This window comes from Agrobacterium sp. ST15.13.013 (genome assembly GCF_027956525.1).
Taxonomy (GTDB): Bacteria; Pseudomonadota; Alphaproteobacteria; order Rhizobiales; family Rhizobiaceae; genus Agrobacterium; species Agrobacterium salinitolerans.
Window position 1 is genome coordinate 14271 of sequence record NZ_JAQKGP010000034.1, and the last position, 14089, is coordinate 28359.

Sequence of the window (14089 nt, forward strand, 5' to 3'; positions counted from 1 at the left end):
CGGGCCTCCTGTTCAAACCGGTGCCGCGATATCGGCGTTCTGGCGCGTCGCGGCCATGGGGCGGCGCAGGTTGATGTCGATATCCTTGTCGCCGATCAGCTTCTGGAGTTGGCCGATCCGCTGATAGTGCGGTCCCTCGAATTCGGCCATTGTCAGGCCGGCGCTCTTGTAGGCCCGGTAGAGTTGCTCGGCACCTGCGGCCGCCGTCCATGTCGGTTTGAACGCCGGAAGCGCACGGGCGATCTTGCCAAAATCGACGCGGTAGGAACGGGTATCGGGGCTTGCATCGCTGGCATATTGCAGCCGGCATCCGGGCACCGTGAGAGCGACGATTTCGGCGATCTCCCGGATCTGATAGTTGTGGGCATCCTGTCCGACGTTGAAAGCCTGATTGTGTATGGCATCAGTCGGCGCTTCGAGCGCAGCCAGAAAGGCGCGTGAAATATCCTCGACATGAACGATTGGGCGCCATGGCGATCCGTCTGATTTCAGGAGGATCAGTCCTTCCGTCACCGCCCAGGCGGTCAGGTTGTTGAGGACGATATCGAAACGCAGCATGGGCGAAAGGCCATAGGCTGTTGCCGGACGCATATAGACCGGTGAAAATCCGGGGCTCGCGAGGCTTGCAATCTCCCGCTCCGCCAAGACCTTCGACGTGCCGTAGGCCGATACCGGTTTCAGCTCGGCCGTCTCGTTGACCAGTCCCTCGCCGGCAGCGCCATAGTTGCTGCACGACGAGGCGAAGATGAAACGCTTGACGCCCGCCTGCTTTGCGGCTCGCGCTGCCTGAACGCTGCCGCGGTAATTGATCTCATAGGTAATTTCCGGATTGAGATTGCTCAGCGGATCGTTGGACAGCGCCGCAAGATGAATGACAGCGTCGAAACCTTCCATATCCGAAGGCTGGATATCGCGGATATCCTTGCAGACGCCGGGGACCTGCGGCAAGGGGCCGCCTGGAACATAAGCGCAGCGATGGTAGAATTCAGTGTCGTAGCCATGTACTTCGTGACCCGCCTTGCGCAGGATGGGTACCATGACGGAGCCGATGTATCCGCGATGCCCGGTGACCAGAACGTGCATGAAACTTCCCCTCAATATCCATTTTCGATTGCAAAGAGCGTATCTTTTCAGGCGAGATCGATGCACCGCGCAAAGCGGCTGTAGCGATAATGCGAACGGTCTAGGTGCCCCGTCCGGTTAAGGCGTTCGGATGCTTTCCGATATGTCGGCCATGGCCAGCTCATGGCTGGCCTGATGCTGCGCATTTCCGTTAAAACGTCGGAAGACGACCTCGGATGGGCGTCCTGTCAGGAATTTGTCGACGCCATATTCCAGCGCTTTACGGTAGACGGCCAGCGCTCCATCGATGGCGTCAAGCGTTATGGCTATATCCTCATCCTCATGCGTGTAGCTCACAACGAGAGACGGTGCGAGAAGGCCACGACGGATGGTTTCCTGCAGAAACAGCGAACGAAAAGCCTGCGACGGCTTTCCGGTCTGGTCCAGCGTGAAGTAGCTGAGGCAGGCAGAATGGCCCTGAATGCCGAAGTAGGAATCGAGCCCGTGCGCAATTGCGATCTGGCTAATGGCGGCACGCAACGCATTTCCCTGTCGGACCAGATGAGGGACCACGGGCTCCCGCGTGTAAACCTGCATGGTTGCGATGGCCGCCGCCATCGCATGCGTTTCCGCGCCATGCGTCGTCGAAAGCAGGAAGACGCGGGGGGCGTCGGTTTGATCGATACCGCCCCGTTCCATGAACTCACGCTTGCCGGCAAGGGCGGAAATGGAGAAGCCATTGCCCAGCGCCTTGCCGAAACAGGATAGATCGGGGACGATATCGTATGTCTTCTGCGCGCCACCCGCATCCCAGCGGAAGCCGGTGATCATTTCGTCGAGAATGAAAAGCGCGCCGTTTTCGTGGCAAAGCTTTTGCAGTTTGTGAAGAAACTGATCCCGCGGCGGATCACCGCGTGACGGCTCCAGAATGAAGGCGGCGATGCGGCCAGGAAAGCGGTCAAACAGACTGCGCGCACTCGCCAGATCATTGTAGTTAAAGCCAAGGACCAGATCCTGGATCGCCTGGGGAATGCCCGCATTCATCTCCGTTGTTCCGATGAACCAGTCGTCGGTAGAGAAAAACGGGTGGTCGCTGCAGCGCGCGATCAGGTCACGCCCGGTAACAGCCCGTGCAAGTCGTATCGCGGCGGATGTCGCATCGGAACCGTTCTTGCAGAATTTGACCATTTCGGCTGTCTGGATCGTATCGAGAAAGGTCGAGGCGCAATCCACCTCGATCTTTGACGGGCGCGTGAAGTTGCAGCCGCGGTATAGTTCCGCACGCGCCGCCTCTACGACGTCGGCATAGGCATGGCCAAGGCCGACAGCCCTATTGCCCATGCCGTATTCGATATATTCATTTCCATCGACATCCCAGACATGGCAGCCATACCCCCTTTCAATGAAGCCGGGGGACAGCACAGGGTACTGGTCGTCACCCTTTGCATAGGTGTGTGCGCCGCCCGGTATGATGTTGCGGGAGCGCAGGCGCAGTCGATCCGAGTTTTCGAAATTTTCGACGAAAGTTTGCATGGCGCAATCCCGGGTCCATATGTCCAATGACCAGAGATTACCGTATCCGGCTCGATGGCCGTTACCCCGTCTTTATGTTGGGAATGCTAGCCGAAAGACTTAGAGGAGCTGTACAACCTTCTCGTCATAATCGCTCCAATGGTTTTGTATCGTGTAGGCCCCGACATCCGCAGGTAACTAAGGATAAAAAACAGGTTCACAGCACCATGCTGATGTTAGTTTTTGAAGAGATCGGATATTTTGAAGATCACTTCCGTTCTGTTTTTGGCGCCCACTTTCTTCATGATATTGCGAATATGTACCTTTACGGTGCTCTCACGAAGATTGAGCTCATAGGCGATGATCTTGTTTGGCTTGCCTTGCGTCAGGGCGTTGATGACATCGACCTCACGCTGGGTGAACATGGCCGTGCGCTGGCGTTCCTTGTCTTCCGCAACCACGAGCAACTGCCTGAGATCGCTCAGATTTTCAGCCGACACAAAAGCGCCGCCCGCCAATGCAAGTGAGATGGCGCCCACGCACACCGCCAGTCCTATCGACGAGGAGATGTATCCCCGGACTCCCGCGTCAAACGCCCTCATGACCTGCCGCAGATCGCGGTTTTCCGCTAGAATGACGACCGGCAGATAAGGGTAATCGGCAATAAATTCCCGCAGCTCGTGGAGGGATACATCATCGCAAAAATCGCTGCGTCCGACATTGACCAGGATGCCGCTATGATGGCCGTTAGGAGCATGTCTCCAGTCGTCAAGCGATGAGAACAACTCGACTTCCATATCAAGGCCGTATGCGATCAGGCTCTGCGCCAGACACTCACGGTCGAGCGCGCGGTCGTCGATGATCGCCAGCTTTCTGACCGAAGTTTCGATAGGTTTAGAATGCGCAACCAGATGGAAATTCGACGGGAATTGTCCGTTGTTGGGAACTGACGTCAGCATGTTATGTCCTATCCGCGCTAAAGAGTGCTTTGCGGATCTGCCTGGCTTGGCAGAGACGCAACCGAAGAGTTTTCTTATCCAAGATTCGGCACAACGGAAGTTTGAGGTAATCCAACCCGGAACGCCGTCATCAATCAGAACTTCGGAAGAGCCTCTGTTGCGGTCTGGATTTTTCGGAATTTAAAATCGGCCAGAAATCAACAGACGTGGCACTACCCGAATTTCTACCCCGGCATCCTACAATGGAGTATCACAACTGGAAAAGGTTCGGAAATTACTCACTTTTGATTGAGATTTCGAGGCGGTGTTCAATCGGGCATGATGTGGGCAGACACTCAGACACGCCGGAACTGTAGAAATATAACTCTTTCAGGCCATCGTCATTTTTCGTGCGCCACCACTAACCATATTGGATGAATTATAATCGCGCCCGGATTGATTTAACATCCTCCCTTCGTACTTTTGTTTGTGATGTCGGCAACTTATGCGTGTTTATCGCATTTTGAAATTGCACCTTACGACAATCGGACGCGCTGCACCCCACACGTGACAGGGCTTGGTGACGACGTATCCCTGACGAATGATCTCAAGGCCTTGATGGCTGCTTTCAAGACTTCGTTGACCCACCACGCCCGACGCTTCGTAAGGGTCGATTTTTGTTTGGAATATGCGTCAATTTTAACGAGAGTGAATATGGCGGAACGCGATGCAGATAGTAACAAGGTTCCTTCTACTGTCGAGGTAGACGCCGGTTCGATGTCCGGATCACAGGAAGCAAGTCCTGTTAGGATGTTCCCGATTGTCGGCGTCGGAGCTTCGTCGGGTGGACTGAATGCGTTCAGAGCCCTGCTCAAAGCGTTGCCTGAAAAAACCGGCTGTGCGTTTCTTCTCGTTCAGCATCTTGACCGGTCGCATGAAAGTATACTCGCAGAACTTCTGTCGAGCGAAACGACTATGGTCGTAACCGAGGCGGTCAATCTTGCTTTGATAGAGCCGGAGCACGTCTATGTCATCCCACCTAGATTCCTGATGTCGGTTGACGGAGGACGGATATATCTGTCGCCCCGGCGGGAACTGCATGAGGCACCTTTGCCGTTTGATTTTCTCCTGGGTTCCATGGCCAGGGAATATGGACCATGGTCGATAGCGGTCGTCCTGTCCGGCACGGGATATGACGGCTCATCCGGTGTCCAGCAAGTCAAGGACTTAAAGGGACTTGTTCTGGTCCAGGAGCCCAAAGAGGCACAGTTTGATGGCATGCCCGAAAGCGTTATTTCGCTGGGCATCGGCGCTACCGTTTTGCCCGTCGCGGAAATGCCGGCGGCCATCGCCAAGCATATTGCGCTGTTGTCGCGGCTTCAAACCGACCACTCGATGGAGCGCCCAATGCCCCAACTGGGGCAGATCATCGAGATATTGAGAGTTTCCACAGCCAACGATTTTTCGGCCTATAAACACGGAACGCTCCAGCGTCGGGTCGAAAAACGCATGGCGGTTCTCGGTATCGAGATCGAAGACATAGACCTATATCTTGATATGCTTGGAAACAGCGGAGAAGAGCGCCAAAATCTCGTCAGAGATCTTCTGATCAACGTCACCAGCTTTTTCCGCGACAGCAAGGTGTTCGACTTTCTACGCGACTCCATTATTCCGGATATTCTCCGCGCAAAGGCCGCGCACGGAACAGTGCGAGTATGGGTCGCTGGCTGCAGCACAGGGGAAGAGGCATATTCGCTGGCTATTCTCTTCCTCGAGCTCATTCAGTCCATGGGACTTCGTCTCCAGTTACAGATGTTTGCTTCGGACGCCGATGGCGCGGCGGTCGCGATTGCCAGAGATGGACATTATTCACATGAGGCGGTCAAATCGCTGGCGCCGGACGTCCTGGAAAAATATTTCGTGAGGGACGACAAAGGATACACCGTGACGTCGCAGCTGCGTAGCGTGGTGGTATTCACCGTACAGAATGTCCTGAGCGATCCGCCGTTCTCCAGGATCGATCTCATTTCCTGCCGCAACCTGTTGATTTACCTAGAGGCAGACGCCCAAGCAAAGGTTTTGTCGCTTTTCAGGTTCGCCTTGCGTGAAAACGGTATTTTACTAGTCGGAAAATCCGAAACCGTCGGCGGAATGGATGACCGTTTCAAGCTGATTTCGGAATCCGAAAGGGTATACCGGCGCATCGGACTTCCAGTGTTCGGTGATCTTCAGTTCGGCGCTGTCCAAGGCGGGAATGTCAGGGTTCCCTCTTCGCTAGGAAAGGTGACTTCAGCATCGAGGCGCAGCGCATATGCCGACGCGGTTGCCCAGCTTCTGCTGGGTAGCTACGTGCCCGCCGCAGTCCTCGTTAATCGAAAGTATGAATATCTTTATTCCATCGGCCCCACAGCAAGGTTCCTGCGGATCGCTTCAGGCCCGGCATCACATGATCTGTTCGCCATAACACCGAAGGCGCTCCACAATAAGATCAGGTCTGCGATCCACCGTGCGACCCGGGATCAGAAGCCGTTCGTAGCCAAGAATGCAAAACTCGACAGCAACGGCGCGCATAGCGAGTTCAGCATTCATGTGGAGCCGCTGTTCAGTCAGGGTGAAGAACTGTTCCTTATATGTTTCGTGGAAGATCCTGCGCAAGCCAACAGGGTTGTCCGATCGCAGAAATTATCGACGACAGATGCGTCGCCCATTACCGAGCTTGAATTCGAATTGGAGGAGACCCGGGCGGAATTGCAGGGCGCCATACGCAATCTGGAAATTGCCGGCGAAGAACAGAAGCAGATCACCGCCGAAGCACTGTCTCTGAATGAAGAGTATCAGTCGACGAATGAGGAACTCGTTACTTCGAAAGAGGAGCTGCAATCCCTCAATGAAGAGCTGACAGCTCTCAACAATCAATTGCACGAAGCACTAGAGCGTCAGCGTGCAGTTTCCAACGATCTGCAAAATGTCTTGTATAGTACCGATGTCCCGACGCTCTTTCTGGATGCCAGTCTTCGTATACGGTTTTTCACACCAGCCACCCGGTCGGTATTCAAGATTATATCGTCCGATGTCGGCCGCCCCCTCTCGGACCTCAGCGGCTTTGGCGGCGACAGTACGCTTCAAGCCGATGCTATGGCGACCCTCCACGACGGCAATACAGTCGACAGGGAGATAGGAGGAACTGACGGCCGCTGGTATGTCCGCCGCGTCAAACCCTATCGCGGCGAGAACGAGACCGTCGACGGGGTCGTCATCACCTTCATCGATATGAGCGCCCAGAAACAGGTTGCCGAAAGCAGGGAAGCTGCAAAGAAATCCGCTGAGCGAGCGACCGAGGCCAAGTCGCAGTTCCTGTCTGCGGCAAGCCACGATCTTCGTCAGCCGCTGCAAACCTTGAAGCTGTTGCATGGGCTTTTGGAAAGGAGCGTGGGGGAAGGGCAGACGAGCACTTTCGTCCAGAGAATGGGAGAGACGCTGTCCTCGATGCTAGGCATACTCAACTCTGTTCTTGACATCAACCAGATCGAAGCGGGGATAGTGGAACCGCAGATCGTCAGCTTTGCGATCGGCGATCTTCTGGGGCGGCTGTTCAAGGAATTTTATTATCCCGCTCGGGCGGCGGGGCTGCAACTTCGTGTCGTACCGTCCAGCCTTGCCGTTCACACCGATCCCCGTCTGTTCGAGCAGATCGTTCGCAACCTTCTGTCCAATGCACTGAAATACACGCCGAGCGGCAAAATTCTGGTTGGCTGTCGCCGGGTCGGTGCAAAAGTTCGGTTCGAAGTTTGGGACACCGGTATAGGCATTCCCGAAAGCCATATCGCGGACGTCTTCCAGGAATATCTTCAACTCGACGTACCCGCTGGCGCGGAAGACCGTGGTCTGGGACTCGGACTGTCAATCGTCAAGCGGCTCAGCGACCTTTTGGGACTGAAAATTGCGGTGCGGTCGCGATTGCATGAAGGTTCCGCATTCATGATCGAGATCGATAGAGCACCGGCTGGGGAGCCGCTTGTGCTGCTGCGTGCGCCCGTCGATAACCATTCGCGTCAAGCGGTTGCCCTGTCTTCCGCGTCGATTTTGATCATTGAAGATGAAAACGGAATGCGCGATCTGCTCAAGATGGGGCTTGAGCAGACTGGATACGTGGTCGCTGCAACCTCAACGGCTGCCGAAGCAATCGCGATTGTTCGAGGGCTGAAGTTCATGCCCGACGTTGTTCTCGCAGACTACAATCTCCCCACGAGCGGGAATGGCATAGTTGCGATTGAAGATATCCGGCAAGCACTCCGCCGAAATGTTCCGGCACTCATTCTAACAGGCGATATTTCAAGCAAGGCGCTGAGGGATTTTGCGCAGCACGAAATTCCTTATCTGCACAAGCCGGCGAAACTCAGGGACGTCGTGCAGGTGGTCGAGACACTGGTTGTTCGCCAAACCGGCGAGAAGGTGGAACACACAATCGACCCCGAAGACACGGAGCAGATGACGGGCCGGCTCATCGAAGTCATCGATGATCAGCAGGACATCAGGGACAATTTGCGCGCTGTTTTTGAAGGTGAGGGCTGGACGGTTGCAACCTATGTTTCGGCAGAAGCGTATCTTGCAGACTACAAACCCGACAGATCAGGCTGTCTGCTTGTTGATGCGTATCTGCCAGGCATGGTAGGCATGGAGTTGCTGCGTTTGCTGAAAGAAAGACATCATCGGTTTCCGGTGATTGTCATCACGGGTCGCAGCGATGTGCGTATGGCCATCAATGCGATGCGTTATGGAGCGGCCGATTTCATCGAGAAGCCGTTTTCTTACCAGGAAATATATCGGAGCGTGCAGTCGGCCCTGGAGCGATCGCGTGAAGCGAACGAGCGTGAAGAGCGGCGTGAAACAGCTCGAGCCACGCTGGCGGCGCTTACTCGCAAGCAACGCCAGATCCTTGAGCGGATTGTTCAGGGGCAGGCCAATAAGGTCATTGCAGCCGATTTGAAGCTCAGTCAGCGCACTGTCGAAAATCATCGCGCCTCAATCATGCGCCGAACGAAATCAGCTTCGTTGCCGGCGCTGTTGCGGCTTGTCCTGAATGCCGAGGAATAGGCCTTCATCATCGAAAGCTGGCCGGTCGATCGCTATCGACGGGCGATTGCTGCGCGAATGCGATGCAAGGCATCAGGCCGGCGCACAAGATAACTTACCGGTGGCAGAAACGCCGAGGCGGGTCGCAGGCGGAAAGCCTGTGCGAGAAGGGGACCCGCGCCTGGCCGACGCTGGACCAGATTGGAAAGCGCGCACCAATAGGCGCGGTCGCTCAGGCTCGCGCGGCCGCGCCTTAGCAGGGTCTGGGCATTGGCGAGCAAAGCTCCTTCGTTGCGGAAGAAGCTTTCGAGTGCTGCTTCGATTTCGGCATTCCAGGCAAGCACATTATCAAGCATAGCCGATTGGTTCGCACCGTGGATACGCGTGAAATTCTGCACGGCATCGAGTTCGACGATGTCGCCCAGCACCGCGAGCCGCATCCACATCTCGACGTCGTCGGTATGGCGCAGTGCTGGCCGGTAATGGCCGGCATGTTGCTGAATGTGCGTCCTGGTGACGGCGAGTGGGCCTGGTACCGGGCTGCGTCCCGTCGCGCAGACGTTGGCGATGAAGTCCATGCCGCGATGAAGCTGCATGCCATCGACGTCGCTGCTAGGCAACGATGCTATTTCGGCGTCGTCGCGGAAGAAGGCGGTTCGGCCGAAGGCCATGTGCGCACCGGGATTATTGTCGAGCGCCTCCATTGCGCGCGCAAGGGCGCCGGGCGACAGGACATCGTCGGCGCAGATGATGGCGAAATAGTCTGCCCGAGCCCAATCGATGCCTTCGTTGAAAGACGCGTGACCGCCGAGGTTCCTTGCGCGCAGGCTCGTTTCGATACGGGGATTTTTTGCCGCGAGTGACCGGGAGATCGCAACGCTGTCGTCTGTGGAGGCGTTGTCTATGATGAGGATACGCATGTTGGGGATGTTCTGGCCAAGGACGCTCTCTACGCATCCTTTCAGAAAGCGACCGTAATTGTAGTTGGGAATGACGATATCGATGCTGCTCATGGTTCCACCGCTGCGGGAACGACGGTGTCGGGAATGGAAGCCGATGCAGGAGGTTTTCCGACCCTGCGCAGACGCCCGGCAAAAGCATCGAGCGTCGAACGTATTTCGCTGACGAGTGGGTGACGCAGAAGCAACAGACAGGCGCCCCAGCCCGCCACCGAAAGGAGGATGGCGCCGCCTGCCTGGGCGAGGGAGTAATCGAAGCGGAATCCCATCCAGACGGATATGGCGAGCGGCCCCGCAATCGCTGCAAGGGTCACCGCAGCACTTGTCCCGATGGCTGCGAACAGTTCGGGTAGTTTAAAGTGCGCATGGCGTCTTACCAGATAGAAGGCGACAAGCATCTGGAAGGGCAGTGTGATGAACTGGCTGAGTGCTACTGCGGTGAGGCCGAAGAAGCTGGCGGAGCAGAGCACAATTGCCGAGACGCTGCGGCAGACGAAATTGCCCAGAAAAGCCTCCCGGTTGGCGTTGAGAGCGATCAGCAGCGGTGCGGTCAGCACCATTGGAAACCAGAAGATCGAGGCCAGCGCGAGAATACGGGTGATCGGTACGGCGGCAAGCCACTGGTCTCCGAGTGCAAGGCGTACAATGGGATCGGCGAGAATGGCGACCATGATCAGCGACGGCCAATATAGCACGGTGATGTAACTGAGGGCGCGCAGGTAGGACTTTCGGACGTCTCCACCCTGGCGCACTTCGGCGGCGAGCGCCGGGAAGGCGAAGGAAAAGATTGCCGAGAGAAAAATGCGATCGGGAATGGAGCAGACGGTATTGGCGCGATTGTAGATCGCGACCGCTGTCGGTGTCATGGCAAAGCCGAGCACCAGTTGCGGCAGGGACTCGTATAATTTGTCGACGATGGTGGCAGCGCCCCTGTAACGGCCGAATTCGGCCATACGGCGCCACGACTTGAGCGAGAGGCGCGCTGACCGATGGGCCGGATCGGCATAGGCGGCAAGGGCGCTGGCAACGCTGTTGCCGACAAGGAGGCCGAGGGCGAAACTGACGAAGCCCCATCCATTGCTGGCAGCGAAGATCGTCACAACGGACATAACGACGAGTCCGATGGTTCGGACGCGTGCGATGGTGCCGAACGCCAGCCGGCGACGCAGCATGGAAAACGCCGGCATCCCCAGGCTTTCGGCCATGATGGCGGCAATTGCGAGGATAAGATAATGCTGGAGACCGGGGTGGTGGTAGAAAATCGCCAGATAGGGTCCGCATAGATAGAGAACGATCCCGAGAATGCCGCTGACGAGGAGCAAGAGTGTAAGCGACGTGTTGATGTCATCGCGTTCAACGACATCGAGTTGAATGAGGAAATCGGACGAAACGAATTCGCGAAAGGCGAAAATCACCGACGTCACCCCGTAGCCGATGACGGCGAAGCCCACTTCCGCCGGCGAGAGCAGCCGCGATACGATCGCGATCAGAGCGAAATTGATCGCAATTCCGAGGTGCTGTTCCAGCATGGCCATGAAAAAGGCGCGGCGGACTTTGTGCATCGAAGGGCTCCGACAGCGTCGCCGATAATCGACGGTAGCGTCAAATCTAGAGTGGCGACTTTTATCTTGGAAATCTGACCGTTGGGATGGCAGCCGGATCCGTAGGTGTAGGACGTTTGGAGAATGTCCGTAAAAGGGCGTGCGACAACGTGCGGTCTAACCCCTTTTAGTGTTAAAGAGCCTCGCTATTACGTCGAAAGCATTAGGTTGCATGACTGCGTGTCTAAAGGGTAACGCTTTGCGGCGTTGCGACGGCATCGGTTGAGAGAAATTCCCGGCCAAGTAGCGCCTCCTGCTCGGAAAGCTGGCGCTTGAAGCGATCATTGGCGTGGGCGATCCGCTGCCTCACCGCCCCGGCTCCGGCGACTATCTCCTTCACCAGCTCGATAACTTCCTCGACTTCGAACGTATCGATGTGCCGGGAAAATTTTTCCTGGTCGAAATCGTTCATCAGATCGCTGAACTTGCGAGCATAACCTATTGATATTGTCGGGTTTCCAAGTTTCAGCGAGCAGACCAATCCATGATATCTCGACACCACGGCAAGGTCGATCGCTGCCATCTGCTGCATGATATCGCGCAGCGTTGCGGCCGAGCTGATGTCGATATGGGCCAGCTCATCCTCGGAGAGCATGTCGTTCAGCAGAAACATCAGATCCGCGCAGGCGACCCTGTCGGTAACGTCCCCCATCAAAAGGATGATGTTATGGCCTTCACCGATCAACCAGCTCACGAGCTGTGCGAGCTTATGGATGTAGGTCTTGTAAATTCTGGCGGCCTCGGGATCGTTGTGACGCCAGCCGCGATAGTCCATGACGCCGACGCCTATTCTCATTGGGCCGCTGGCGGGGCTCTGCCGGTGGGGCACAGGAACAGGAAGATCAAAGGCTATATCGGGGTAGCGGTGGTCTCGCGACACGTCGACACCGATCATTTTCATGTAGTTGAGCGAGAAATCGTCCCGATAGGATCGATAGGAGGCCATCTGTGCGGCCGAGCGCAGGAACCAGCGGCTGAGACGGCTTTTCATCGGACCGGCGCCAATGCTGACGAAGGCGATCCGTGTGTTGCGAAGGCGTGCAACGAGACACCAGCAAAACACGACAAAGGGCCAACCGAACCACTTTTCCTGAAAATCATCCAGGATGCCGGTCCCCGGTATGATCATCAGGTCAGCCTTGTCGAAACTGAAGAGGGAGCTGACCAATAACCTCAGCCGTGAGGGCACCTTGCCGAGCAGCCTGTCCAGTTGCCTCATCCACGCGTTTTTCAGGGGAGGACCGCCAACGCCCATCGCACGAATATTGAACTTCGTACTGACGACTGTCGGACTTGCACAGAGACACAACAGATCGGCATCGGGCCTCATCCTGCGCAGGTAAATGAGCATGGCTTCAAGCGATCCGTCATTGCCCGAATTACCAGAGCCAAATTGTCCAAGGAGAGTGATCCTCATTTATTTTCCAATCGCAGCCCGGCGCCGACACGCTCGATATGGCATTGATATCTGCTGGAGCAGTACCGCCCCACCTCGACCTTCGGGTTGCGTCTTACGTCAAACGAATAGTCTGACTGACGCAAACCGCTCAAAGGAAGATACGGCTAAGCCTAAGATGCAACTGACTGTCATCCCGTGGCTTTTTAGTATGTCGCGTTAGCAGCCACTCGAACTATCCGTCGTCGATCCGTTGCGGCAGGATTGTGGGTGCAGGAGCGAAAGTGTCCCATGAAGCTTGCCTATTTTGTTCTCCCCCATATCGGCGGCACCTATTCCGTCTTCAAACATCTTCGCAAAGGCCTCGCCGCCTATGGCACAGACGTGCGATGGCTCGGCGTGTGCAAGGAAACATATGGGCTGCCCCTCGACCTCCAGGGTGAAAAGGATTTCGGGCAACTGCTGCGCATGCCCGTCAATCTCAGCGAACGCGAATGTGCAGAGCGAATGGCGGCCGCCATCGAAGACGGAGGGTTCGACGGTGTGATCGTCAACGTTCTTGGCGATCAGTTGCAGACAAATATCGCGCGCTATCTGCCAGAAGGTATCCTGCGTATTCTCGTCGTCCATAATATCTCGCCTGGAACATATGCAGCGGCGCGCTCGGTGCGGGACTACGCCCATGTCACCGTCGGCGTATCGGAGCGGTGCCGTGCCGATCTGGTCGCGCGCAACGGCTTTTCGAAGGATCGCACCTACGCCATACCGAATGCGGTGGATAGCGACGCGTTCCGCAGCCAGGCGGTTCGGCGGTTCAACCGGAGGCCGGAACTCAAGGCTCTCTTCGTCGGCCGCATTGAAGATGCCTCGAAAGGCGTGATGTGGCTGCGGGAAATACTGGATGCCTCGCCCGAGGCTGTGCGCTTGACGATCGTCGGAGATGGGCCGGATATGGGCAAGCTCAGGCGAAGGCTAGACGGCCATGGCGATCGCGTCAGTTACGCGGGATCCGTTCAGCTTTCAGACATACCGGTCATCATGGCCAGCCACGATGTTCTCATCATGCCGTCCCGCTTCGAGGGGCTTGGCATGACCATGATCGAGGCAATGGCCGGCGGATGCGTCCCGGTCGTCTCTCACATCCGGGGTGTGACGGATACGATTGTCGAGCCGGGCCGAAACGGCTTCCTGTTCCCGATTGGCAATTATACGGCAGCGGCGAATGCGATCGCGCGCTTGCATGCCGATCGCGATCTTCTCGAGCGCATGTCGATTGCGGGAAAGGAGATGGTCCTGAACCGCTTCAGCATCGAACGGATGGCCGCACGCTATAACGAAGTCATTACCCTGACACTGAACGACCGTCCTGGCCTGTCTACGGTGCTCAGGATGGAAGACTGGTCTATTCCCGCTGGTTTGAGGCCGGGTCTTAGAACCTATCTGCCGTTGCCCTTGAAAAACTGGCTTCGCGTCGTTCGTGAACGGCTCTGAAGCAATGATCGGCGATCAGCGGCGACTTGGACATCTGTGCAGTGTTTTCTTTCTCTG

At 56.4% G+C, this 14089-nt stretch carries 8 protein-coding genes; 2 read left to right on the forward strand and 6 right to left on the reverse strand.

Features of this window, described 5'->3' with window-relative positions:
• Positions 1-12: 12 nt before the first annotated feature.
• The 3 genes from PL597_RS23655 to PL597_RS23665 all read right to left on the reverse strand — a co-directional run bounded on the left by PL597_RS23655 (position 13) and on the right by PL597_RS23665 (position 3533).
• Positions 13-1083, reverse strand: a complete 1071-nt coding sequence (locus PL597_RS23655; protein ID WP_271366360.1) for an NAD-dependent epimerase/dehydratase family protein — start codon at positions 1081-1083, stop codon at positions 13-15.
• A 117-nt stretch (positions 1084-1200) separates the two neighbouring features.
• Positions 1201-2595, reverse strand: a complete 1395-nt coding sequence (locus tag PL597_RS23660; RefSeq protein ID WP_271366361.1) for a glutamate-1-semialdehyde 2,1-aminomutase — start codon at positions 2593-2595, stop codon at positions 1201-1203.
• 215 nt (positions 2596-2810) lie between these two features.
• Positions 2811-3533 carry a LuxR C-terminal-related transcriptional regulator gene (locus PL597_RS23665; RefSeq protein ID WP_142914179.1) on the reverse strand — a complete coding sequence of 241 codons (723 nt, stop codon included), beginning with the start codon at positions 3531-3533 and terminating at the stop codon, positions 2811-2813.
• A 693-nt stretch (positions 3534-4226) separates the two neighbouring features.
• Between PL597_RS23665 and PL597_RS23670 the strand changes: the two genes are divergently transcribed.
• A complete protein-coding gene (locus tag PL597_RS23670) occupies positions 4227-8606 on the forward strand; it encodes a CheR family methyltransferase (protein ID WP_271366362.1) in 4380 nt (1459 codons plus the stop codon).
• 32 nt (positions 8607-8638) lie between these two features.
• On the opposite strand, the gene PL597_RS23675 is transcribed toward PL597_RS23670, so the two are convergent.
• From PL597_RS23675 to PL597_RS23685, 3 genes are all read right to left on the reverse strand, one after another.
• On the reverse strand, positions 8639-9598 hold the full coding sequence (locus tag PL597_RS23675) for a glycosyltransferase family A protein (RefSeq protein WP_271366363.1): 960 nt from the start codon (positions 9596-9598) through the stop codon (positions 8639-8641).
• Positions 9595-11106, reverse strand: coding sequence for an oligosaccharide flippase family protein (locus PL597_RS23680; RefSeq protein ID WP_269834178.1), 1512 nt, complete (start codon positions 11104-11106; stop codon positions 9595-9597). The genes PL597_RS23675 and PL597_RS23680 overlap by 4 nt, the downstream gene beginning before the upstream one ends.
• Positions 11107-11329: 223 nt before the next feature.
• Complete coding sequence (locus PL597_RS23685) at positions 11330-12562, reverse strand: polysaccharide pyruvyl transferase family protein (protein WP_269834310.1); 1233 nt, start codon at positions 12560-12562, stop codon at positions 11330-11332.
• A gap of 270 nt (positions 12563-12832) precedes the next feature.
• On the opposite strand from PL597_RS23685, the gene PL597_RS23690 reads away from it, so the two are divergent.
• Entirely contained in the window at positions 12833-14032 is a 1200-nt protein-coding gene (locus tag PL597_RS23690) for a glycosyltransferase family 4 protein (RefSeq protein ID WP_271366364.1), read from the forward strand.
• Positions 14033-14089 lie beyond the last annotated feature (57 nt).